At 62.2% G+C, this 22,825-nt stretch carries 19 protein-coding genes and 1 tRNA gene; 12 read left to right on the plus strand and 8 right to left on the minus strand.

Going from position 1 to position 22,825, the window contains the following annotated elements; genetic code table 11:
* Positions 1-11 precede the first annotated feature (11 nt).
* The 3 genes from CO583_RS02880 to CO583_RS02890 form a co-directional block, all read right to left on the minus strand.
* Entirely contained in the window at positions 12-1,871 is a 1,860-nt protein-coding gene (locus tag CO583_RS02880; RefSeq protein ID WP_248630413.1) for a M3 family oligoendopeptidase, read from the minus strand.
* 93 nt (positions 1,872-1,964) lie between these two features.
* Entirely contained in the window at positions 1,965-6,524 is a 4,560-nt protein-coding gene (gltB, locus tag CO583_RS02885; RefSeq protein WP_408902052.1) for a glutamate synthase large subunit, read from the minus strand.
* Complete coding sequence (locus tag CO583_RS02890) at positions 6,524-7,954, minus strand: NAD(P)-dependent oxidoreductase (RefSeq protein WP_248630412.1); 1,431 nt, start codon at positions 7,952-7,954, stop codon at positions 6,524-6,526. The genes gltB and CO583_RS02890 overlap by 1 nt, the downstream gene beginning before the upstream one ends.
* Before the next feature lie 324 nt (positions 7,955-8,278).
* Here CO583_RS02890 and CO583_RS02895 point away from each other — a divergent pair.
* The 7 genes from CO583_RS02895 (at position 8,279) to CO583_RS02925 (ending at position 12,790) form a co-directional block, all read left to right on the plus strand.
* Positions 8,279-8,365, plus strand: a tRNA-Leu gene (locus CO583_RS02895).
* Positions 8,366-8,425: 60 nt separating this feature from the next.
* A complete protein-coding gene (locus CO583_RS02900) occupies positions 8,426-9,076 on the plus strand; it encodes a ribonuclease D (RefSeq protein WP_043560607.1) in 651 nt (216 codons plus the stop codon).
* A gap of 12 nt (positions 9,077-9,088) precedes the next feature.
* Positions 9,089-10,066 carry an SIS domain-containing protein gene (locus CO583_RS02905; protein WP_043560609.1) on the plus strand — a complete coding sequence of 326 codons (978 nt, stop codon included), beginning with the start codon at positions 9,089-9,091 and terminating at the stop codon, positions 10,064-10,066.
* A complete protein-coding gene (lptC, locus tag CO583_RS02910; RefSeq protein WP_249103121.1) occupies positions 10,063-10,803 on the plus strand; it encodes an LPS export ABC transporter periplasmic protein LptC in 741 nt (246 codons plus the stop codon). The genes CO583_RS02905 and lptC overlap by 4 nt, the downstream gene beginning before the upstream one ends.
* Positions 10,804-10,810: 7 nt before the next feature.
* The gene (locus CO583_RS02915; protein ID WP_227449644.1) at positions 10,811-11,740 is read left to right on the plus strand and encodes an LptA/OstA family protein; all 930 of its coding nucleotides are present in this window, start codon (positions 10,811-10,813) and stop codon (positions 11,738-11,740) included.
* A gap of 2 nt (positions 11,741-11,742) precedes the next feature.
* Entirely contained in the window at positions 11,743-12,483 is a 741-nt protein-coding gene (gene lptB, locus CO583_RS02920) for an LPS export ABC transporter ATP-binding protein (protein WP_227449645.1), read from the plus strand.
* 70 nt (positions 12,484-12,553) lie between these two features.
* Positions 12,554-12,790, plus strand: coding sequence for a hypothetical protein (locus CO583_RS02925; protein WP_249103123.1), 237 nt, complete (start codon positions 12,554-12,556; stop codon positions 12,788-12,790).
* Between the two features lie 46 nt (positions 12,791-12,836).
* Here the strand turns inward: CO583_RS02925 and CO583_RS02930 are convergent, their stop codons facing one another.
* The gene (locus CO583_RS02930; protein ID WP_227656560.1) at positions 12,837-13,100 is read right to left on the minus strand and encodes a DUF1150 family protein; all 264 of its coding nucleotides are present in this window, start codon (positions 13,098-13,100) and stop codon (positions 12,837-12,839) included.
* Complete coding sequence (locus tag CO583_RS02935; RefSeq protein ID WP_043560630.1) at positions 13,087-13,602, minus strand: Hsp20 family protein; 516 nt, start codon at positions 13,600-13,602, stop codon at positions 13,087-13,089. Before CO583_RS02935 ends, CO583_RS02930 begins: the two co-directional genes overlap by 14 nt.
* A 182-nt stretch (positions 13,603-13,784) precedes the next feature.
* On the opposite strand from CO583_RS02935, the gene def reads away from it, so the two are divergent.
* The 3 genes from def to truA are packed head-to-tail and all read left to right on the plus strand — an operon-like array spanning position 13,785 to position 16,056.
* The gene (def, locus tag CO583_RS02940) at positions 13,785-14,336 is read left to right on the plus strand and encodes a peptide deformylase (RefSeq protein WP_052349200.1); all 552 of its coding nucleotides are present in this window, start codon (positions 13,785-13,787) and stop codon (positions 14,334-14,336) included.
* A 3-nt stretch (positions 14,337-14,339) separates the two neighbouring features.
* Complete coding sequence (gene fmt / locus CO583_RS02945) at positions 14,340-15,272, plus strand: methionyl-tRNA formyltransferase (protein WP_248630410.1); 933 nt, start codon at positions 14,340-14,342, stop codon at positions 15,270-15,272.
* Positions 15,265-16,056 (plus strand): tRNA pseudouridine(38-40) synthase TruA, encoded by a 792-nt coding sequence (gene truA / locus CO583_RS02950; protein WP_248630409.1) that lies wholly within the window; start codon positions 15,265-15,267, stop codon positions 16,054-16,056. The genes fmt and truA overlap by 8 nt, the downstream gene beginning before the upstream one ends.
* 13 nt (positions 16,057-16,069) lie before the next feature.
* On the opposite strand, the gene CO583_RS02955 is transcribed toward truA, so the two are convergent.
* Positions 16,070-16,888 (minus strand): sulfotransferase, encoded by an 819-nt coding sequence (locus tag CO583_RS02955; RefSeq protein WP_248630408.1) that lies wholly within the window; start codon positions 16,886-16,888, stop codon positions 16,070-16,072.
* Positions 16,889-17,142: 254 nt separating this feature from the next.
* Between CO583_RS02955 and rfaE2 the strand changes: the two genes are divergently transcribed.
* Together rfaE2 and CO583_RS02965 are read left to right on the plus strand one after the other, a co-directional pair.
* Positions 17,143-18,633, plus strand: coding sequence for a D-glycero-beta-D-manno-heptose 1-phosphate adenylyltransferase (gene rfaE2 / locus CO583_RS02960; RefSeq protein ID WP_043560640.1), 1,491 nt, complete (start codon positions 17,143-17,145; stop codon positions 18,631-18,633).
* Positions 18,630-19,763, plus strand: coding sequence for an AGE family epimerase/isomerase (locus CO583_RS02965; RefSeq protein WP_248630407.1), 1,134 nt, complete (start codon positions 18,630-18,632; stop codon positions 19,761-19,763). The genes rfaE2 and CO583_RS02965 overlap by 4 nt, the downstream gene beginning before the upstream one ends.
* 24 nt (positions 19,764-19,787) lie before the next feature.
* Here CO583_RS02965 and CO583_RS02970 read toward each other — a convergent pair whose 3' ends face one another.
* A complete protein-coding gene (locus CO583_RS02970) occupies positions 19,788-21,566 on the minus strand; it encodes a chloride channel protein (RefSeq protein ID WP_249103126.1) in 1,779 nt (592 codons plus the stop codon).
* A gap of 113 nt (positions 21,567-21,679) precedes the next feature.
* Positions 21,680-22,825 (minus strand): succinyl-diaminopimelate desuccinylase, encoded by a 1,146-nt coding sequence (dapE, locus tag CO583_RS02975; RefSeq protein WP_081563017.1) that lies wholly within the window; start codon positions 22,823-22,825, stop codon positions 21,680-21,682.

Genomic DNA, 22,825 nt, shown 5'->3' on the forward strand with positions numbered 1-22,825 from the left:
GGCTTTCATCCTCATGCAGCCGGTTCAGCCTCAAGCTGGTCGATCAGCCCGGAAATGACATCCAGACCACGGTTCCAGAAGGACGGATCACCGGCATTCAGCCCGAACGGTGCGAGCAGCTCCTGATGGCGCAACGTGCCACCGGCGGCAAGCATCTCCTTGTATTTTTCCGCAAAGCCTGCCGGGCTGTCCTGATACACGCCATAAAGCGCATTCACCAGACAGTCGCCAAAGGCATAGGCGTACACGTAGAAGGGCGAGTGGATGAAATGCGGAATGTATGACCAGTAGAGGTCATAATCCGGGGTGAAGCTGAAGGCCGGGCCAAGGCTGCGTGTCTGCACGTCCCGCCAGATTTCACCAAGACGCTCGGCAGGGATTTCTCCCCTGCGGCGTTCATCATGCACCTGCACCTCGAACTGGTAGAAGGCGATCTGCCGCACGACCGTGTTCAGCATGTCCTCCACCTTGGAGGCCAGCAGATGATGACGGCGTTTCGGATCACTCTCCGCATCCAGCAGGGACTGGAAGGTCAGCATCTCCCCGAAGACAGAGGCCGTCTCGGCCAGCGTCAGCGGCGTGTCGGAACGGAGATAGCCCTGCTTCTTCCCGGCCAGCATCTGATGGATGCCGTGCCCCATCTCATGGGCCAGCGTCATGACGTCACGGGGACGGCCATGATAGTTCATCAGCAGATAAGGATGCACGGAGGGCACGACCGGATGGGCAAACGCCCCGGAAGACTTGCCCGGTACGGCTGCCGCATCGATCCACGGGTTGTTGAGGAACGTGCTGGCATGGCGGCCCATCTCCTCATCAAAATCCTGATAGGCACGCTGGACGATCGCCTTGCCCTCATCCCAGCTCAGCCGCCTGTCCTGCACATCGGGCAGCGGGGCATTGCGGTCCCAGTGTTCCAGCTTGTCCAGCCCCAGCCAGCGGGCCTTCATGCCGTAATAACGGTGGGAGAGACGGGAGAAGGACGACTGCACGGCATCCACCAGCGCATCCACCACCTCGTCTTCCACCATGTTCGCCCGGTTGCGACTGCTGACAGGCCGGGGGTAACCCCGCATGGTATCAATCGTGGCCTTGTCCTTGGCCAGCGTGTTGGTGATGCCCACCAGCAGCTTGTTGTTGGCTGCCAGCGTGGCACTGATGGCCCTGGCCGCCCCTTCCCGCTTTTTCCGGTCGCTGTCCGTCATGTAATTGAACACGTCGCCCAGCGGCTGCTCTTTCCCCTCGAAGGAGACCATCAGCCCGGCCATGGTCTCGTCAAACAGCCGCACCCACGCATTCCGGCCAGAGACGGCCATGTCCATCAGAACACGCTCAACCTCATCGGAAAGCTGATAGGGGCGGAAGACCCGCAGGTCCCGCAGATAAGGCTTCCATGAGGCCAGCTCCGCATTCTCGCTGAAGCCTTTCTCAAGGGCTGCATCATCCAGCCGGTTCAGCTCCAGCGGGAAGAACAGCAGAAAGGCTGAAATGGCGGTCAGACGTTCCCGCACGCTCTGGGCGAAACGGCCACAGGCGGGGTCGGTCGTGTGGGCTGCAAAGAGAAGCTGGGAATAGGAGCCGATCTTCCCCAGCCCCTCCTCGATCACCTCATAGCCCTGGAGGGCATGGGCCAGATCGGCCGGAGAGGCCTTGCCCAGCGTACCCTTCCAGCGGCTTTCAAATGTCCGGGCCTCATGGTCCAGCCGGACGAAATCCGATTCAATGGCTGGGTCCTCCGGGGAGGCATAGAGGTCGGAAAGGTCCCAGCGGGGGGCGGCCACGGGCGCAGCCGCCTCACCTTCCGGGGCGGAAACCTGCCTGCCTTCCGGCAGACGGGCAAAGGAGCGTGTCTTGAGAAATGATGTCATCATCCCTGCAGACTAGCCAAGCGAGGGGGCTGTGAAAACTCCCTTTTCTGTCACGGTCCATCCTCCAGCCCCGCAGCCCTGCCCGGGTGGCCCCTGTCAGGCTGACAGGCTTCTGAGATCGGCCTCCTCATACCCGATGATGCGGGCATAATCCTTCGGCACGACATGCCAGAATTTCGGCAGAACCTCCTCCCAGTGGTGCAGGATATCCGCCGCATAGGCACTGCCCGTCTCACGCTCGTGCCGCTCCACGAGGCCCCGCAGCTCATCTTTCCACCGTCTGGCCGTCACGGGCTGGCACATGACCGTGTCGTGATTCACCCGTTTCGGAAAGTCGCCATCACGGTCCAGCACATAGGCCGTACCACCCGTGAAACCTGCCCCGAAATTGTCCCCGGCCTTGCCCAGAACAGCGACCGTACCGCCTGTCATGTATTCGCAGCCATTGGAGCCACAGCCTTCCACCACGGCCACGGCACCGGAGTTCCGCACGGCGAACCGTTCCCCGGCCTGCCCGGCGGCAAAGAGTGCTCCCGCCGTCGCACCATAAAGCACCGTGTTGCCGATGATGGAATTCTTCTCCGTGGCGCAGGGTGTCGCACTGCTGGGCCGCAGCACCAGAGTGGCCCCGGAGAGGCCCTTGCCGACATAATCGTTGGCATCACCTTCCACCTCGATGCGCAGCCCCTGTACGGCGAAGGCCCCAAGGGACTGACCGGCAGACCCACGCAGGGAGAGCGTCAGATGCCCTTCCGGCAGGCTGGCCATGCCGAAGCGACGGGTGATGAGGGATGACAGCCTCGTCCCCACCGCACGATGCGTGTTGCGGACGATATAGTGCAGATGCAGCTTCTCCCGCCGCTCGAACAGCGGCTGCGCATCGGCGATGATCTGTGCATCCAGCGTGTCCGGGACCTCATTGCGGCCCTCCAGCGTGCAGTGACGGGCAAAGCCGCCCGTATCCGCCTGCACCAGCAGGGCGTTGAGGTCCAGATCATCCAGATAATCCGAGCCACGATAGACCTGATGGAGCAGGTCCGTCCGGCCGATGATCTCCTCAAGGGAGCGGTATCCCAGACGGGCCAGAATGTTGCGGACATCCTCGGCGATCAGCGTGAACAGGTTGATGACCTTCTCCGGCGTGCCCTCGAACTTCTTCCGCAGCTCCTCATCCTGCACGCAGACACCGACAGGGCAGGTATTGGTATGGCACTGCCGCACCATGATGCAGCCCATCGCCACGAGGGCCGCCGTACCGATGCCGAACTCCTCGGCCCCCAGCATGGCGGCGATCACCACGTCACGCCCGGTCTTGATTCCACCATCAACACGCAGCTTCAGCCGGTGGCGCAGACGGTTGAGCATCAGCACCTGATGGGTCTCGCTCAGCCCCATTTCCCACGGCAGGCCGGCATAATAGATGGAAGACTGGGCACTGGCCCCCGTCCCGCCGGAATGGCCGGAGATCAGGATGGCATCAGCCTTGGCCTTGGCCACACCGGCAGCGATGGTCCCGATGCCCGTCCGTGCCACGAGCTTCACCGTCACGGTCGCCTCCGGGTTGATCTGCTTGAGGTCGTAGATCAGCTGGGCAAGGTCCTCGATGGAATAGATGTCATGATGCGGCGGCGGCGAGATCAGCGTGACGCCCGGCGTGGCATGACGGAGACGGGCGATCAGCTCCGTGACCTTGAAGCCCGGAAGCTGGCCTCCCTCACCCGGCTTGGCCCCCTGTGCGACCTTGATCTCCAGCTCCCGGCAATTGTTGAGATATTCCGCCGTCACGCCGAAGCGGCCGGACGCCACCTGCTTGATGGCCGAGGACGCATTGTCCCCGTTGGGCCGTGGTGTGGCCCGGGCCGGGTCCTCGCCTCCCTCGCCGGAATCGGACTTCGCCCCGATGCGGTTCATGGCGATGGCCAGCGTCTCATGCGCTTCCGGACTCAGCGCACCGAGGGAGATGCCCGGGGCAACCAGCCTGCGGCGGATCTGGGTGATGCCTTCCACGTCATCCACGTCAATGGACCGTGCGCTGGAACGGAAATCCAGCAGATCACGCAGGGCGACCGGCTCCTGCGCCTCCAGAGCGTCCGCATAACGGCGGAAGAGCCTGTAGCTGTTGGCCTGCACCGCCGTCTGAAGCATGTGGACCGCACTGGCCGAAAAGGAGTGCGCCTCCCCACCCGGGCGGATCTTGTACCGCCCCCCGATGGGCAGCGGAGACACGTTGGCGGGCTGCCATGCCTGCCTGTGCGCCTTGATGACGTTCCGGGCGATACCGGGCAGGCCGATGCCCGAAATGCGGGACGCCATGCCGGGGAAGAACTCGGCCACAAGCGCACGGGAGAGGCCGATCGCCTCGAAATTGTACCCGCCACGATAGGCCGAGACGACCGAAATCCCCGCCTTGGACATGATCTTGAGCAGCCCCTTGTCCACGGCCTTGCGGTACTGCTCCATGGCCTGCCGCAGGGTCATCTTTCCGAACAGCCCCCGCTGGAGACGATCGGCAATGCTCTGCTGGGCCAGCCACGGATTGACCGTGGAGGCCCCCACTCCGACCATCACGGCGAGGCTGTGCACGTCCAGCACATCGGAGGCCCGGACATTCACGGAGGTGAAGGTCCGCAGGCTGTGATTGGTGAGATGGACATGCACGGCCGCCACGGCCAGCACCATGGGAACCGCCACACGGTCCTCCGTGGCGTGTTCATCGGTCAGAAAGAGATGGGCACAGCCACCCCGCACGGCATCCTCGGCCTTCTGGCATATCTGCGTCAGGGCCGCCCGCATCCCGTCCTCGCCCTCGGCCAGCGGGAAGGTACAGTCGATGACCTCACCCTGCCTGCCGCACATCTCCTGAAGACGGCTGAATTCGCCATTCGTCAGGATGGGGCTGGAAAGCTGGAGAAGCTGGCACTGGCCCGCTTCCTCGGCAAGGATGTTGCCCAGATTGCCCAGCCTCGTCACCAGGCTCATGGCCCGTGTTTCCCGCAGGCTGTCGATCGGCGGATTCGTCACCTGGCTGAATCCCTGCCGGAAATAGTGGGACAGCCCCCGATAATGCCGGGACAGCACCTGAAGCGGCGTGTCATCCCCCATGGAGGCCAGAGCCTCGCTGCCATTCTCCACCATCGGCTGGAGCGTGGCCTCCATGTCCTCATAGGTCAGGTTGACGGCCAGCTGGCGACGGCGCAGCGTCTCCGCATCAATGCCGTCCGGTTCCGTCACCCGAGCCATCAGCGGCCCGACATCCTCGATGCCGTCCCTGATCCAGCTTTCATAATCCTGCCGGTTGATAAGCATGTCCAGCACGTCATCCGGCGTGTAGAAACGGGCTTCATCAAGGTCCAGCGCAAGGGTCTGCCCCGGCCCGAGCCGCCCACGCAGGGCGATGGCCTCATCCGGCACACGCACCATGCCCGTCTCGGACCCGACGATCAGCAGCCCGTCCTTCGTGATGCTGTAGCGCAGCGGCCGCAGACCGGCCCTGTCCAGACCGGCGATGATCCAGCGGCCATCCGTCCCGCACAGGGCCGCCGGACCGTCCCACGGCTCGATGACGGCATTGCAGTAGCGGTAGAATGCCTTGGCCCGGGCGGACAGGGAAGAATTCGCCCCCGCCGCTGCCGGGATCAGCAGGGCCTTGGCCGATGGTGCCGTCCGTCCAGCGAAGGTCAGAAGCTCGAAGACATTGTCCAGAGCGGCCGTGTCGGACCCCGCCACCTGCACGACCGGCTTGAGGGCCTCCATGTAGTCATCCAGCACCGGGCTGCTCAGCCGTGTCTCATGCGCCCGCATCCAGTTGACGTTGCCGGAGAGCGTGTTGATCTCCCCGTTATGGGCGATCTTGCGGAAAGGCTGGGCGAGCTTCCATTTCGGGAAGGTGTTGGTGGAATAACGCTGGTGATAGATGGCAAAACGGGAGACAAACCGTTCATCCAGCAGGTCCGGGTAAAAATCCGTCAGGTTCTCCGCCAGAAACATGCCCTTGTAGATGAGGGAACGGCAGGACAGGGAGCAGATGTACAGCTCCACCTGTGCCCGTGTCGCCGCCTGCTCGATCCGACGACGGATGACGTAGAGGTCCCGTTCCAGCGTTTCCTCATCACGCCCCAGCGTGTTGCGGATCATGATCTGCTCAATCTCGGGGCGGGTCTCGTTGGCCTTCTCGCCAATGCAGGCCGTATCAATCGGCACCTGACGCCAGCCATAGATGCCATAGCCGAACCGCAGGATTTCCGTCTCGATGATCTGGCGGCAGCGTTCCTGCGCTCCCAGGTCCGTGCGGGGCAGGAAGACCATCCCGACGGAGATGCGTCCCTCGATCCGCAGGTCACCCGCATTATGGATGGCATCCTCAAAGAAATTCTGCGGGATTTCCACATGGATGCCAGCCCCGTCCCCCGTCTTGCCATCAGCATCGACGGCACCACGGTGCCAGATGTTGCCCAGGGCCTCGATGCCCGCCTGCACCACGGCACGGCTGGGCCTGCCATCCATCGCCGCCACAAGCCCCACACCACAGGCATCATGCTCCTGCGCCGGGTCATACAGCCCTTCCAGCCGTTCAACATTGGCCTGATAGGCCTTCACGAAGTCCTGCGCCGTTTCCGGAGCGGATGTCATGGTCGTGGTTTCGTTCATGGTGGTCATCAGGCACACTCCCCGACAGATGTTGCGGTCCGGGCAGCCCCGGCAGACAGATGGTTCATGATGGAATCGGCGGCGTCCCGCCCGTCCCGGATGGCCCAGACGACGAGGCTCGCCCCCCGGACGATGTCCCCACCGGCAAAGACACCCGGCAGGCTGGTTTCATGCCCGCTGCCGGAGACCTCCACCGTGCCCCACCGTGTCACGGCAAGGTCGGGCCGGTTCCAGAGGTCCGGCAGGTCTTCCGGCTCGAACCCCAGCGCACAGATGACCAGATCGGCCTTCAGTTCACGAGTCGATTCCGTCGGCTCCACGGCCCGGCGGCCCGCCGCATCAGCTGCCCCGAGGCGCATCTCCCGCAGGCGGACGGCCTTCACCCTGTCATCGCCAAGGAAGGCCTCCGGTGTCAGCATCCACTCAAAGCGGGCTCCCTCTTCCTCCGCATTGAGAACCTCCTGACGGGAGCCGGGCATGTTGTCACGGTCCCGACGATAGGCGCAGACCACTTCCTTCGCCCCCTGCCGGATGGCCGTGCGGACGCAGTCCATGGCGGTATCACCGCCCCCCAGCACCACGACACGTTTGCCTTTCGCTGTCAGGCCAGCAGTCTCATGCTCCGTCTGGGAGGCCTTGAGGTAAGGAAGGGCCTCCACCACGTTGGCCAGACCGGCCCCCGGCCCCTTCACCTGCCGGGCACGATACACACCCGTGGCCAGAAACACGGCATCATGCCGCTGACGCAGTTCCTCCAGAGGCAGAGCACCATCGCCATGCCCGACGGACTGCCCCAGATGGAAGATGATTCCCTGTTCCTCCAGCAGCTTCCAGCGACGTTCCACGACGCTCTTGTCCAGCTTGAAGCCCGGAATCCCGTACATCAGCAGCCCGCCGGGTTTTTCCTGCCGTTCATAGACGTGCACCTCATGCCCTGCGGCCCGCAGACGCTCGGCACAGGCAAGACCGGCCGGGCCGGACCCGACAATCCCCACGCTCTGCCCTGTTTCCTCGGCGGGCAGACGGGGCAGGACCCAGCCTTCCGCAAAGGCCGTCTCGGTAACATACCGCTCCACGGCCCCGATGGTCACGCTGCTGAAACCCGGACGGATGACACAGTTCCCTTCACAGAGACGGTCCTGCGGACAGATGCGGCCACAGATTTCCGGAAAGCTGTTGGTGCTGGAGGAAAGTTCATAGGCTTCCTTCAGCCGCCCTTCCGTCGTCAGGCGCAGCCATTCGGGAATGACATTGCCCAGCGGGCAGTGGACCGTGCAGTACGGAATCCCACACTGGGAACAGCGTGACGCCTGCTCCTGCGCCCTCTGAGGGCTGAACCCGGCGTAAATCTCGCCAAAATCCTTCCGTCTCTCGGCAGCCGAGCGTTTGTCCGGGAGTTTCTGGGAGCAGTTTACGAACCGCAGCATCTGTTCAGCCATTATGACATCAATCCCTGTCTTGCCTGCACCGTGAAGCGCAGAATGGTCCTTGTCGCCCCAGCACTAAACAGCTCAACCATAAAAGACCAGACAGTACCGCTTACCTAATGAGCATCATAACATCCTGAAAATGCGCATGATTGTCATTTTCATTTTACAAAATAAGTCCGAAACGGACCTATTGTCACCCTGACATCATTCCATTCGTTTTTTTTCAAAAGGACGCATTTTCCTCATTGACGTCCCCCCTCCTGCGCCGTAAAAGCATCCTCAACAGAGCTGAGGCGGCTTCCTCACGGAGACAGCTTCCTCTTACAGCTTTATGCCCAGATGGCGGAATTGGTAGACGCGCAGGCTTCAGGTGCCTGTGTCCGCAAGGACGTGGAAGTTCGAGTCTTCTTCTGGGCACCAAGGCTTTCTCCCCTGACATGCAGGGCAGAATTGTCCCCTCTCAGAAAATCCGGTGAATCTATGAGCACTCCGCGTAACGCCATTCATCTATATGAGGGCGACCTCCCGGACAATCTTGAGCTGGGCTCTTCCATCGCCATTGATACCGAGACCATGGGACTCAACCCCCACCGGGACCGCCTCTGCCTCGTGCAGATTTCCGCCGGGGATGGTCAGGCGCATCTCGTACAGTTCGTGCCGGAACATCTGGGCGGGCGTGGCTACGGGCACTGCCCCAACCTCAAGGCGCTCCTTCAGGACAGTTCTGTCACCAAGCTGATGCATTTTGCCCGGTTCGACGTGGCCGTTCTCCAGCATTATCTCGGCATCACGCTGAATTCCGTCATCTGCACGAAGATTGCCGCCCGTCTTGTCTATACCTTCACGGACCGGCATGGCCTTGCCTATCTCAGCCGGGAGCTGCTGGGCGTCGAGATGTCCAAACAGCAGCAGAGCTCCGACTGGGGCAGCCCGACGCTGACAGAAGAGCAGCGCCAGTATGCAGCCTCCGATGTGCTGCATCTCCATGCCCTTTGGGAAAAGCTGGAAGCCATGCTCATCCGGGAAGGGCGGCGTGATCTTGCGCAGAGCTGCTATGATTTCCTCCCTGCCCGTGCAAAGCTGGATCTTCTGGGCTATGATGTGTCGGACATTTTCGCCCATCGTGCCTGACATAGCTGCTCCATGACCTCATCTTCCCTCTCGACCGCCTGCCGTGCCCTCCAGACAGAACGTCAGGGGCTTGAGCAGCTCGAGGCGTGCCTGCGTGGCCCCATGCAGGAAGGGTTTGAAGCCGCTCTCACTGCCATACTGTCCATGAAAGGCCGCCTCATCCTGACAGGGATGGGGAAATCCGGCCATATCGGTCGCAAGATCAACGCCACCCTGGCCTCCACGGGAACACCATCACTGTTCCTTCATCCTGCCGAAGCCGCCCACGGGGATCTCGGCATGGTAGAGGCCGATGATGTCATCCTCTATCTCTCCAATTCCGGCGAGACCAACGAGCTGGCGCCAGTCCTGCTTCATGCAGCCCGCCTGAATCTCACGCAGATCGCCTTTACGACACGGGCCTCATCGACACTGGCCCAGTCGGTGCAGATTCCCCTCATCCTCCCTGCCGCGCCGGAAGCCTGCCCGATGGGACTGGCCCCGACGACCTCCTGCCTGCTCCAGCTGGCCCTGGGGGATGCGCTGGCCATCGCCCTGCTGGAACGCCGTGGCTTCAATGCGCATGATTTCGGTCTCCTGCATCCGGCAGGGACGCTGGGTGCCCAGCTCCGCCCCGTCAGCAATTTCATGCATACAGGGCAGGACATGCCACTGGGCCATGAAAACATGTCCCTCCGTGCCGTGATTCTGGAAATCACCCACAAGAGTTTCGGCTGCATCGGCATTCTGGATGACGAAGGCCGCCTTGCCGGGCTCATCAGCGATGGTGACCTCCGCCCCGCTTTGGACCGTGATCTCGACAACACCACGGCCGTGGAGATCATGAACCGCACGCCCCTGACGGGCACGGCAGACATGCGGGCTCAGGACATACGGCACCTCATGAATGACCGCCCTGTCCCCGTGAACAGTCTTTTCATTCTGGATGAAGAGCGTCGCCCTGTCGGGATTCTTCATCTGCATGATCTCCTGCGGGCAGGTCTCTCATGAACGCACCGCAGCCCAACCGGGAAGATTTTGACCCGGACCGTCTGGAAAAGACCCGCCAGCTGGATGCCATGCGACAGGAAAGCATGGCCAGACGGCGCACGCCCCCTTCAGCCGAAGCCATGGCCAGACGGAGCCTGCTGCTGAAGCGGGCCAAATGGGGTCTCCCCGGTCTTGCGATGTTCCTGCTGTTCTCGGTCGCCATATGGCCGGAAATCAATCATCTGATCCACCAGAACAGCGCCATTCTGGCCAGCATGCGTCATGCCCATACGGATAGCGGCATGATGGAACATGCCGCCTACCACGATCTTGATTCGCAGGACCGCCCCTATACCATCACATCCCGCATTGCCCGCCAGAGCGAGCCGGACCGCATCGACATGACCGAGCCTGAGGCAGACATCCTGCTGCACAATCATCAGTGGGTCCATGCCCGGGCGGATAGCGGCATGTATCTCCAGCACGAACAGACGCTGACACTGAACGGCCATGTCGTGATCTACCGCAGTGACGGCGTCCTGCTGAACAGCCCTTCAGCCGATATTGACCTGCCCCAGCAGGTCATCGCCACGCATGACTGGGTCCATGCCGAAGGGCCCTTCGGCACACAGGATGCAGAAGGCGCCTTCATGGACCAGCAGACAGGGACTCTTCAGTTCCTCGGTGCCGGACGTACGGATCATTTTGAGGATTTATCACCCGCCCCCTCTTCTCCCGCAACGCCGAGAAGCCCATAAAGGAAGCATGATGCGTCTCCCTGTTTTTTCCCGCCCTCATGCTTTTCTTGCCGCTGCCGGTTTTCTTCTGGCCGAGGCCCTGGCCCCCTCTCCCACTGCTCTGGCAGCCGACCCGACACCCGGGGATCAGGCCCATGGGCAGGTCGTCCATCTTTTCTGGAAGAAAGAAGAGATCTACGACCATAACCGCCAGACCGTTACCCTGACGGGAGGTGCCCGTGCCCAGCGGGGCGACATGACTGTCGATGCCGATACACTCATCGGTTATCTGCGCCCGAAAAAGCAGGCCGCAGGCACATCCAGTACTGATGAGAGCCAGAAAAATGGTGGCAGCAGCGACATGGAACTGTACCGTGTTGAGGCCTTCGGCCATGTCCATATCTACAATCTGGAAAATCAGGGCTGGGGCGATCACGGGCTGTACGATGTTGACAGGGCCGTCCTGCTGATGACGGGCAAAGCCATGAAATTCACTACGCCCCGTCAGCTCATGACAGCTCGGGACCTTGTGGAATATCACCCCCAGACCCATACCTCCATTGGCTGGGGAGAAGCGACCGTCAATACCAGTGACGGCAAACGCATCACCGCTGATGTCATGCAGGCTGTGGAACTTTCCGATGCCCAGAAAGCCGCCAACAGGGCCAGCCAGGCTGCTGGTGGGGAAAAAGCGAAGAGTGGCAATCTGGACCGGGCCTATGGCTGGGGCCATGTGGTCATCCGTACGGACCGGCAGACCGCTACCGGGGACCGTGGCGTCTATCTGGCCGGACCGGAGCTGGCCCGGCTGATCGGCCATGTCCGTGTCACGCAGGGGCAGAACCAGAACAATGGTTCGCAGGCCATCGTGAACATGAAGACCGGCGTCTCCCATATGCTCTCCGGCTCCAGCGATCCCGTACAGGGGCTGATCGTCCCCAATGAGGCAGGCAAATGACCATGCAGGAAAATCAGGGGAAACCAGGCCTGGCTGCCCGGGGTATCGGCAAAAGCTACAAAAAGCGCACCGTCGTCCATGATGTCTCTCTCCACGTGCAGCGTGGCGAGGCTGTCGGGCTGCTTGGCCCGAATGGTGCAGGAAAAACGACCAGCTTTTACATGATTGTCGGGCTGGTGCAGACAGACATGGGCAGCATCACGCTTGATGGTGCCGACATCACCCCCCTGCCCATGTACCGGCGGGCCAGGCTGGGAGTCGGTTATCTGCCGCAGGAAGCCAGCATTTTCCGAGGGCTCAATGTCGAGCAGAACATCCTTGTTGCTCTGGAAGCCGTCGAGAAGGACCGGGACAGGCGGCAGGCCATGCTGGACGGCCTGCTGGCTGAATTCGGCATCACCCGTCTGCGCCACTCTCCTGCCCTGGCTCTCTCGGGGGGTGAACGCCGCCGTCTCGAGATCGCCCGCGCCCTGGCAAGCCAGCCAAACTACATCCTTCTGGATGAGCCACTGGCCGGGATCGACCCCATTGCCGTCAGTGAAATCCGTGCCCTCGTCTCCCATCTGAAGGACCGTGGCATCGGCGTTCTCATCACGGACCACAACGTGCGTGAAACGCTGGAGGTCATCGACCGGGCCTATATTCTTCATGGCGGCCGTGTCCTGATGGAAGGAACACCGGAAGCCATCGTCGCCAACGAGGACGTGCGCCGGGTCTATCTGGGAGAGAATTTCTCCCTGTAAAGAAAAAAAACTCTTTCACACCCCTGCCATAATGAGCTGCCAGTATCTGTCAGGAAAAGTGGATGTACCCATGTCCACTCCGGATGCTGGGGAGGCCATGAAAAAAATCCTGTTCGAAGGTTCACAGACCTGCTCTTTCGTCACGTGCAGCATGATCTCGGACCGTACCTCCCACCAGCTGAGCCTCTACTGGGGCATCGGACACAGTGACCTCCTCGACCTCGCCTGCATGGTCGTCATAGTCCTTCCCCTATGCCTGCTGTCTGACTGGATTCAGACACGTTGCCGCTCGCAAAACAGACGATGATCCAGCCTTCCCTCCGCCAGGAAAGGGCAGCCCCACGGCTGGCCCTTCATTGCAGGAAGGTCGGCACCATGTCCTGCTCCAGGATGGCATCCACGGCACTGTCCTCATCCTCGGCAATGCCAACCGGGGTGCCGTCCGCTGCATGAATGGCCACCAGCGTGGCCCCCTCATGCGTTATGGTCCGGAAATAGGCAACTTCCTTCATCCCCCAGTCCCGCAGCTCCGCACCCGTCATGGTACGGGCCCGGACCTGCATGTCCCCTGCCAACCCAGCGTCGGCAGAGGCTCCCCTCTCATCATTCCCGGCCAAAAGGCTCCTCCTCTGCGACAGGAGGAAGATCACGGGCCAGCTCCACATCACGGGCTGGTGGTGCCGGGGCCCGTACGGCTCCCCCGGAACTGCCCTGCTGGATGGCAATATGCTTCACCCGCACCTCCGGCTCCGGGCGATGAAGGTCGATGTGCAGCAGGCCATTATCCAGCCAGGCTCCAGCAATCTCGATTCCCTCTGCCAGAACAAAGGCCTTGTGAAACTGCCGTGCTGCAATCCCACGGTGCAGGAAAACGCGCCCCTGCGTGTCATCCGCCTGCCGCCCACGAATCACGAGCTGGTTGTCTTCCTGGGTGATCTGGAGATCATCCATGACAAAACCTGCAACAGCCAGCGTGATGCGGAGTGCCGTGCGGCTCAGCTGTTCGATATTGTAGGGCGGGTACCCATCCGATGCTGTTTTTGATGCCCGTTCAAGCATTTGTTCCAGATGATCAAACCCCAGAAACATGGGGGAAGTGAAAAGACGTCCAGACGACATGGCTCTAAAATGCCTCCTCAGGGAGCGAGACGTGAATGAAGACGAACGACCCTACACAAGGCATCGCCCGTCCCCGCTGATATGAGGATGGAAAGACGATGATGCAAGGCCCGCCATGCCCCGGCCTGCCGCATCAAAGAACAGGCTGGCATTACACACAGCCAGCCGCTAACATGCCTGCCATGAAAAATTTAGAGTTTCTCGACCGGCTTGATGACATCGCCCCGACATCAATCCTTGTTGCCCCCCAGCCCGTGCTGAGCCAGGTGGCCCATGAGGTCCGCCCGGAAGACATGACGGCCCTCCGTGAGGCCCTGCCGGGCATGTTCTCCGCCATGTACAAGGCCCCTGGCATCGGTCTGGCCGCCCCGCAGGTGGGGCTCAGCCAGCGTTTCGTGCTGGTTGATGTCGCCCGGGAGGATGAACCCCGCCGACCGATGGTCCTCATCAATCCCGAGATCATCGAGTCCACCGAGACCCTGGCCGTGCGGGAGGAAGGCTGCCTCTCCCTCCCCAACCAGTATGCCGAGGTCATCCGGCCGGAATCCATCCGTGTCCGCTATCGTGACCTGGACGGCCAGACCATCGAGCAGGATGCGGACGGCCTGCTGGCCACCTGTATCCAGCACGAAATCGACCATCTTGATGGCATCCTGTTCGTCGATCATCTGTCCTCCCTGAAGCGCAACATGATCATGCGCCGTCTGGCCAAGGAACAGAAGCGGAGACGATAACCCATGCGCCTCGTTTTCATGGGATCGCCGGATTTTTCCGTCCCGGCCCTGCACGGCCTGATCGAGGCCGGGCATGAGATTGTCGCCGTCTATACGCAGCCCCCCCGTCCCGCAGGCCGGGGCAAGGCCCTGCGGCGTCAGCCCGTTCATGAGGCAGCCGATGCGCTCGGCATTCCCGTGCGGACCCCGGAAAAACTGCGCCACAATGATGAGGAGCTGGCCTTCTTCCAGAGCCTGAAGGCCGATGCCGCCATCGTGGCTGCCTACGGCCTCATCCTGCCGGAAGCCATCCTGAAAGCTCCCCGGCTGGGCTGCCTGAACATCCATGCCAGCCTGCTCCCCCGCTGGCGGGGGGCCTCGCCCATCCAGTCCGCCATCCGGGCTGGAGATGCCGAAAGCGGCGTCTGCATCATGCAGATGGACAAGGGGCTGGATACCGGAGCCGTCCTTCTCTCCGAGGCCACCCCCATCACACCCGAGGACACGGCAGGCAGCCTGCATGACCGGCTGGCTGGGATCGGTGCCCGGCTGGTCGTCCGCACGCTGGAGGAACAGCCAACTGCCGTTCCACAGGATGATTCCCGGACCTGCTACGCTCCAAGACTGGAACGCAAGGACGGGCAGATCGACTGGGGCCGTTCTGCCGTGGAAATTGAACGTCAGGTACGGGCCTTCATTCCGTGGCCCGGCAGCTACACGCTGCTGGAGGGGCAGACCTACCGCATCGGAGCCGTCAGCCTGCCTGACGAGGCCGAAACTGCCGCCCTCATGGCCTCGGCTCCTGCTCCGGGCACGGTTCTGGATGACAGGCTGACCATTGCCTGCGGGACAGGCTGCCTGCGGATCGAACGCATCCAGAAACCGGGCCGGGCCATGATGGACCGGGAGGCCTTCCTCCGTGGCACGAAACTGGACAGAGGGATGCGCCTTGACTGACGCCGCCCCGCCCGGCATCAGCCGCTGGGCCATCCGCATCGAATTTGACGGGCGGCCCTATGTCGGCTGGCAACGCCAGAAAAGTGGCCTTTCCGTCCAGCAGCTCATCGAGGAGGCCGCCGAGCATCTCACGCAGGGCCGCAAGGTCAGCAGCGTGACGGCGGGCCGGACCGATTCAGGCGTCCATGCCGCCGGACTCGTGGCCCATCTGGACTTTCCCGATGATGCCCCCCTCAGCCGCAAGGCCGTGCGGGACGCCATCGGCTACCATCTGAAGCCCCACCCCATTTCCATTCTGGAAGCCGCCCCGGCCCCCGAGGGCTGGAACGCCCGCTTCTCCGCCACATGGCGGCGTTACCGCTATACCATCCTCAACCGTCCGGCCCGTCCGGCCATGCAGGAAGGGTTCGTCTGGCACATCCGTGCCCCACTGGATGTCGAGGCCATGCAGGAGGGAGCCAACCATCTGCTGGGCGGGCATGACTTCACCTCCTTCCGGGCGGCGGCCTGTCAGGCCCGGGACGCCCTGCGGACGCTGGATGAACTCACCATCACCCGCTCCGGCGACCATGTCCATGTGGACGTGCAGGCCCGGTCCTTCCTGCACCATCAGGTCCGCAACATGGTCGGAACGCTGGCTCTGGTCGGCCATCACCAGTGGCACCCGGACCGTGTGAAAGAAGTACTGGAAGCCCGGGACCGCTGCAAGGCTGGCCCCACCGCTCCCCCCGATGGCCTATGCCTGATGGATGTCGGCTACCCGGATGATCCTTTCCGGCCATAAATTCTGCTGGTTTTCATATGATCCGTACCGACTTCGGGTTCATGCTTCTGTCCCTCCAGAATGCACCCCCAGCAAGACGGTTCACGACATCGGGTGGCAATATGAGAGGATGCTTCTGGGGCTCCACCTTCTGGGCAATTTCATGCAGACCCGGCGTTTCCAGAGCCTTGTCGTATGCCGTAGGAGGCGTGTAACGGACGTTGTTCATGTCGTAAGTGGCAGCAGGAACGTTCAGTTCCTTTTCCAGAAGACGCATGACGGACAGGGGCTGTGTCACCAGGCTGTCATAATCAACCAGTACCAGTTTGGACGAAAACTGTCCGAAAAACGCCTCCTGCAAGGCCTGATACGCAAAACCGAAAGCCCCCGCAGGAGACAGCAGATAATTCACCCGCTGATGAAGCGTGGCCCGATGTTCCACGGGCACGAGATAGGATGAAAGCATCGGGTCCCTGCCAATGATGCGCTCAAAGGAGTTGATCACCCAGACAGGATCACGCACACAGCAGATCACTTTTGCATCAGGGTAGAGATAGTCCAGAAGCTGAAGCTTGCTGCACCAGGCCCGGTTATTGTCAATGACCAGATTCGGCCTTGATGGCATGTCGTGATATGTATCCATTGTCTTCTTAAGAATATTCATGACCTTTTCATCGCTGAATTCAGTTTTATATTCACCTTCTGAAATAACGGAAAGCATCTTTGTCATGAGAGAACAGACAGGCGTTGAATATTCTGCACAGTAAATGTCAGGATGCTGCCCTAAAAGAACACTAAGAAGGGTACTTCCTGAACGGGGAAGACCGGATATAAAGTGAACATGACGAGACATTACGTACTTCCCGGCCCTGTTTTTTTTGTTTCAGTCTGTATTGCATGAGTATGTGTCATAATTATCACTGTCAACTTCAAAAATGTATAAAATTTATTTATTATGCCACAGACCCTCTTCCGGGCTGGATAAGACCCTTTCCCTGACGACAGAGTGGTAAAAACATCCTAAACTTTCCTCTCCAGACATGAGGCCACGGACGCTGCCGAACGCCACTCACGGGCAGTGCTGTCTCCTGAAGGGAGGGACGTTTTTTGACTGACACGCTGATTGACGGTGCCATCACCATTCTGGGTGATCTGCTGCTGGACCAGTACATCACCGGGGATGTCACCCGCATCTCGCCGGAAGCCCCCGTCCCTGTCCTGCTGAGCAGCCACCAGCGGTCCACGCCCGGCGGAGCCGCCAACGTGGCCGTGAACGTGGCCGCCCTCGGTCATCCGGTCCATCTGGTCGGCGTGGTGGGTACGGATCAGGCGGCCAGAACGCTCCGTCAGGCCCTTTCGGTCTGGCAGGAGATCAGGCTGGATGGTCTGGTCGATGATGCCAGCTGGACAACCATCACGAAGACCCGTGTCCTCAGCGGGCGGCAGCAGATCGTCCGGCTGGACAATGAAAAGCTCGTCCCTTTCTCCAGGGCCACCGAGGAGGCCCTCATCGCCTCCACCCTGAAGGCACTGGAAACATCCCGGATTCTCATCTGCTCCGACTATGCCAAAGGTGTCCTCTCCGACCGTGTCCTGCACGCCGTCATGGAGGCCGCCCGCAGCCGGAACATTCCCGTTCTGGTGGACCCCAAGCGGGCCGATCTCTCCGCCTATCGGGGGGCCAGCCTGCTGACACCCAACCGGCAGGAACTCGGCAAGGCCCTTGCCGCCTCCGGCATCGCCCTCCCGGCAGGCCGCCCGTGGACACTGACGGATGATGAGGAGGTGGAACAGGCCTGCGCCGCCATCGCCCCGCTGACGGGCGGCGACATTCTCCTCACACGCTCCGAAAAAGGCATGACGCTCTGGCAGCAGAAGGCCGCCCCGCTGCACTGCCGTGCCCATCCTTCGGAAGTCTATGACGTCTCTGGGGCCGGAGACACCGTCATCGCCACGATCGCCTGCGCCCTGGCCAGTGGCCGCTCCCTGGCCAGCGCCGTGACCATGGCCACCACGGCCGCCGCCATTGCCGTCAGCAAGCTGGGCACGGCCTTTGTCACCCGGGACGAACTGCACCAGAAGCTGCTGGAAGAAATCGCCGACAGCGGAGCCTGCCTTCCCCTGCCCGACGCCTGCGCCATCGTGGAGAACTGGAAACGGCACGGAGCCTCCGTCGTCCTGACGAATGGCTGTTTCGACCTGCTCCATCCCGGCCATGTCTCGCTCATCCAGTTTGCCGCCAGCCAAGGTGACAAGCTGATCGTCGCCCTCAACACCGACGCCTCCATCAGGCGGCTGAAAGGCCCCCGCCGCCCACTCCAGACCGAACAGGCCCGGGCCACGGTCATCCGTGCCCTGCGGCATGTCGATCTGGTCGTCCTCTTTGATGAGGACACACCACTGGACATCATCTCCGCCCTGAAGCCCCACGTCCTCGTGAAAGGGGCCGATTACCGGGAAGATGAGGTCGTCGGGGGTGATGTCGTCAGGGAACATGGCGGGCGTGTCTGTCTGGCCCCGCTGCTGGACGGACATTCCACAAGCCGCATCGTGCAGACGATGGATGACAGCCACCCGGCAAAGGACACCCAACAATGACATACAGACAGACATGGCAGGACTGGCTGCTCCACAAGGCTCTGCCCCTCTGGTCCCTGGCCGGTTTCGACAGGGATGCAGGCCTCTATCACGAACGGCTGACCTTTGAGGCCACCCCCATCACCCTGCCCCATCGCCGCCTGATGGTGCAGGCCCGGCAGATCGCCACCTACTGTCAGGCCGCCCTGAACGGCCATTACGACGCCGGGGAACAGGCCCTGACGGTGCTGGACCATGTCACGCAGCGATATCACCGGGCTGATGGCAGCGCAGGCTGGGTCTTCGCCCTTGGGCCTGATCTGGCCCCTTCCGACACGAAACGGGACCTGTACGGCCACGCCTTCATCCTCTTTGCCCATGGATGGGCCTACCGCCTGGGCAAAGACCCCGCCCTGCTGCACAGGGCTGAGGCCAGCCTGGCCGAAATCGACCAGCTCTTCCCCTCCACACATGGCGGATACCGGGATGTCCTGCCTGCCACGTCGGACCGGCACTCCCAGAACCCCCACATGCATCTGCTGGAAGCCTGTCTGACACTTTTCGAGGTCTCGGATCGGGAGGTGTTCCTCCATCATGCCGATGCCATCCTGAAACTGGCCCTGCATTCCTTCATCCCGGCCGGAACGGATGCCCTGCTGGAATTCTTCACGCCGGAATGGAAGCCGGAACGGCCTGCGGGCCAGAACCGTGTCGAACCCGGCCATCAGGCGGAATGGTGCTGGCTACTGGGCGAGTATCTCCGTCTTGCCCCCGATGGCAGGCACGCCGCTACTGCCCGTCAGGCGCAGCAGCGCCTCCATGACCGCCTTCAGAAGACCGCTCCCGGCCCTCTCCTGCCGGATGCCCTGCTGGATGATGGCTCGATGCTGGAAGCCTCCACACGCATCTGGCCCCAGACCGAAATGATGCGCCTTCTGGCCCAGCATGGTCCGGCGGATCTCCAGTCCCGGCAGGAACGGCTCGCCACCATGAGCCAGCTCTTCTTCACCCATTATGCCCCGGCCCCGCTCAATGGCGGGTGGATCGACCGGCTGGATGAGCAGGGCAAGACTGCCACGGACCACATGCCCGCCAGCAGCCTCTATCACATCTACAGTGCCGGACAGGCCATCCTCGGCACCACTCCATAAGTCCGCTCCACCGGGGACGGACCATCACACGGAAAAACGTCCATCCCCGGCAAGGTCCCGGCGGCTGCGCTCCAGCTCCACGGCGTAGCAGCGCAGCGTGTGCCGTTCGCTCAGCTGCCCGACAAGCTGGCGGGACTGACGATCCTCCACCACGGCCAGCACGTCAGCTTCCGCCTCTGCAAACAGGTCGGCTGCCTCACGGATGGTCATGTGCGGCTCAAGCATGATGTCCCGATAGCAGGCCAGACTGGAGACAGACTCCTCGCCTGCGCAGGCCGCCGTGATCTCGGACACCAGGACAATGCCCTGATACCGGCCCTCCTCATCCACCAGCACGAGCCGCTCCTCAATCCCCAGTGTCAGCTGCGCCTGTGCCTGCCGGATGGTCATGGCCGCCGGAAAGCTGCGGACCTGTGCCCGCATCAGCTTCTGCACGGTCAGGGTACGGAAGCGGCCCACATCCACGGCAGAGCGGATGGTCTCTCCCCTCAGGTGAAAACGCCATGTCGCGAAATTGTATCCGAAGAGCCGCCGGACCGTCAGCAGGGACAGGGTGGCCGACAGCACCACGGCACTGCTGAGCGGCATGATCCCCGTCATTTCCAGCACCATGCAGATCATCGTCATGGGGCCTCCAATGATGGCCGTGGCCATGGCCGCCATACCGAGCACGGAGCAAACATGACCATCCACCGGGGCCAGACCGTAAGGAGCCAGCAGAGCCCCGAACGCCTCACCGGCCAGAACACCCAGAAACAGCGAGGCAAAAAACAGGCCACCCCGGAAACCCGACCCGATGGACAGGCACGACGCCACCGCCTTGAGGACCAGCAGCAGAAGAGCCAGGGACGGCACGATCTCCCCCTTCAGCACCAGCCCAACCCCACCATGCCCGGCCGACAGGACCGAGGGGAAAGGTGCCGCCAGACAGGCCACAAGCAGACCACCAGCGACAGGCCGTAGCCAGACCGGTACAGGCAGCTTCTGGAACACCGCCTGGGTCTGCGTCACGCAGTACATGATGAGAATGGCCACGAAAGCACACAGAATGGCCAGCAGGCTGACCCCGGGCACATCAGCCCAGCCCATCTGCCAGCTGGTCACCAGCGGTGGCAGGCCGCCATCCATCCGCATGAGATGCCGGACACCCAGCCCGGCCATGGCCGCCAGCGCAATGGGGAACAGGTTGGCAAGACTGTACGTTCCCAGCACCAGCTCGAACGCATAGAAGGCTCCGGCAATCGGAGCATCAAACCCGGCACTGACAGCCCCGGCCGCCCCGGCTCCCACCAGAATCCGCATGTCCTCCCGCCGGACATGGAAGACCCGCCCCAGCCACGAACCGAAAGCAGCGGATATCTGCACATAGCCAGCCTCCAGCCCGATGGAGGCCCCCACGCCGTTGGACAGGACCGTCTGCACGGCAAGACTGATACTGTCCCGGACGGACATGCGCCCGCCATGCAGGGCATTGGCCTCCACCGGGTCCACCGGGCGCCGCTTCATCCAGCGACGCAGCAGGGCACTCAGCCCGCCAACCGCCAGACCACCACCGCCCAGCACCAGCAGACAACGCCATAGTGGCAGTGCAGGCAGTTCCGACAGTCTGCCACCATTATGCAGGCCATAGAACACGACATGCAGGCCGAGGGTCACGACATTGATCAGCAGGACACAGCAGCCCGCCAGTCCCCCCGTCAGCAGGGCCAGCAGGAACAGCCCCAGCCCGTCACGCCGGACGAAGGACCGCAGCGTGGCAGGGGCCAACAACCTCATCCGTGATGACCCGTTCCCTCTGGACATGCGGGGCTCTCTCCTCTTTCCAGTATCGGCCGTGCTACAGAGTCCCGCCCTGTATACAGAAAACCCGCCTCAGACGGGCGGGTTTCCCAGACATCCATCATTGTGAAAGAAGCTCAGACACCAAAACGCTGCATGAACTCCAGATAAACCTGTGTCAGCTGCTCCACGGAGGCCAGAGACACATGCTCGTCACGCTTGTGCATGGTGGCCCCCACAAGCCCGAACTCCGCCACGGGGCAGCAGTGCGTGATGAAGCGGGCGTCGGATGTTCCCCCGCCCGTGTCGAGCTTCGGCGTCCTCCCCGTCACGGCCTGCACGGCCTGGGAAAGTTTCTCCACCTCGGCACCGGGTTCCGTCAGGAAAGATTCCCCGCTGACAGCCACATCAAGATCAGCCTCCGGCGCATGGCAGGCAACGACATCCTCAATCCAGTTGCGCAGGCTGCCGCTCGTATGAAGGTCATTGAAACGGATGTTCACCCGGGCCTGTGCCGTGGCGGGAATGACGTTGGTGGCCGGATTCCCGACATCCACACTCGTGATCTGCAAGGAAGACGGAGCAAACCAGTCACTGCCGTGATCCAACGTGCGGGATGTCAGATCATGCAGGATCGGCACAAGGCGGTGAATGGGATTGTCTGCCAGATGCGGATAGGCCACATGCCCCTGCGTGCCCTTGACGGTAATCACCACATTCATGCTGCCACGGCGGCCGATCTTGATGACCTCGCCCATTTCAGCCGGATTGGTCGGCTCGCCCAGCAAGCAGAAATCCGGGGCCTCGCCCTGTTCTTTCATCCATTCCAGCACGGAACGGGTGCCATACCGGGCCGGTCCTTCCTCATCCCCCGTTATGAGGAAGGCCAGACTGCCCTTCAGCGGTCCGGCCTCCAGCCTGCGGGCTACGGCAGCCAGAGCAGCGGCGACACCGCCCTTCATGTCCGCCGTGCCACGGCCGTAGATATGCCCGTCCCGGATATCTCCGGCGAAAGGGTCGCAGCTCCAGCCCTCACCGGGAGGAACGACATCCGTATGCCCTGCGAAGCAGAGACAGGGACCGCCCTGTCCCAGCCGGGCATAGAGGTTGGGCGTCTGCCCGCCTTCGGGACCGAAGGCAAGGCGTGTGACCTCAAACCCCATCATCTCCAGCGACCGGGCCACGACGCCCAGTGCCCCGTCATCCGCCGGAGTGACGGAGCGGCACCGCAGAAGGTCCTGCAACAGGGCGACGGGATTGGAAGGAGATGATGGATGGCTCAT

This window comes from Parasaccharibacter sp. TMW2.1882 (genome assembly GCF_023337635.1).
Classification (GTDB): domain Bacteria; phylum Pseudomonadota; class Alphaproteobacteria; order Acetobacterales; family Acetobacteraceae; genus Bombella; species Bombella apis.

What these genes read in the sequence shown, in the direction of transcription:
- CO583_RS02880 (WP_248630413.1), bottom strand. Translation starts at nt 1,871, where the DNA reads ATGATGACATCATTTCTCAAGACACGCTCCTTTGCCCGTCTGCCGGAA.
- gltB (WP_408902052.1), bottom strand. Translation starts at nt 6,524, where the DNA reads ATGACCACCATGAACGAAACCACGACCATGACATCCGCTCCGGAAACG.
- CO583_RS02890 (WP_248630412.1), bottom strand. Translation starts at nt 7,954, where the DNA reads ATGGCTGAACAGATGCTGCGGTTCGTAAACTGCTCCCAGAAACTCCCG.
- CO583_RS02900 (WP_043560607.1), top strand. Translation starts at nt 8,426, where the DNA reads ATGAGCACTCCGCGTAACGCCATTCATCTATATGAGGGCGACCTCCCG.
- CO583_RS02905 (WP_043560609.1), top strand. Translation starts at nt 9,089, where the DNA reads ATGACCTCATCTTCCCTCTCGACCGCCTGCCGTGCCCTCCAGACAGAA.
- lptC (WP_249103121.1), top strand. Translation starts at nt 10,063, where the DNA reads ATGAACGCACCGCAGCCCAACCGGGAAGATTTTGACCCGGACCGTCTG.
- CO583_RS02915 (WP_227449644.1), top strand. Translation starts at nt 10,811, where the DNA reads ATGATGCGTCTCCCTGTTTTTTCCCGCCCTCATGCTTTTCTTGCCGCT.
- lptB (WP_227449645.1), top strand. Translation starts at nt 11,743, where the DNA reads ATGCAGGAAAATCAGGGGAAACCAGGCCTGGCTGCCCGGGGTATCGGC.
- CO583_RS02925 (WP_249103123.1), top strand. Translation starts at nt 12,554, where the DNA reads ATGTCCACTCCGGATGCTGGGGAGGCCATGAAAAAAATCCTGTTCGAA.
- CO583_RS02935 (WP_043560630.1), bottom strand. Translation starts at nt 13,602, where the DNA reads ATGTCGTCTGGACGTCTTTTCACTTCCCCCATGTTTCTGGGGTTTGAT.
- def (WP_052349200.1), top strand. Translation starts at nt 13,785, where the DNA reads ATGAAAAATTTAGAGTTTCTCGACCGGCTTGATGACATCGCCCCGACA.
- fmt (WP_248630410.1), top strand. Translation starts at nt 14,340, where the DNA reads ATGCGCCTCGTTTTCATGGGATCGCCGGATTTTTCCGTCCCGGCCCTG.
- CO583_RS02955 (WP_248630408.1), bottom strand. Translation starts at nt 16,888, where the DNA reads ATGTCTCGTCATGTTCACTTTATATCCGGTCTTCCCCGTTCAGGAAGT.
- CO583_RS02965 (WP_248630407.1), top strand. Translation starts at nt 18,630, where the DNA reads ATGACATACAGACAGACATGGCAGGACTGGCTGCTCCACAAGGCTCTG.
- CO583_RS02970 (WP_249103126.1), bottom strand. Translation starts at nt 21,566, where the DNA reads ATGTCCAGAGGGAACGGGTCATCACGGATGAGGTTGTTGGCCCCTGCC.
- dapE (WP_081563017.1), bottom strand. Translation starts at nt 22,825, where the DNA reads ATGAGCCATCCATCATCTCCTTCCAATCCCGTCGCCCTGTTGCAGGAC.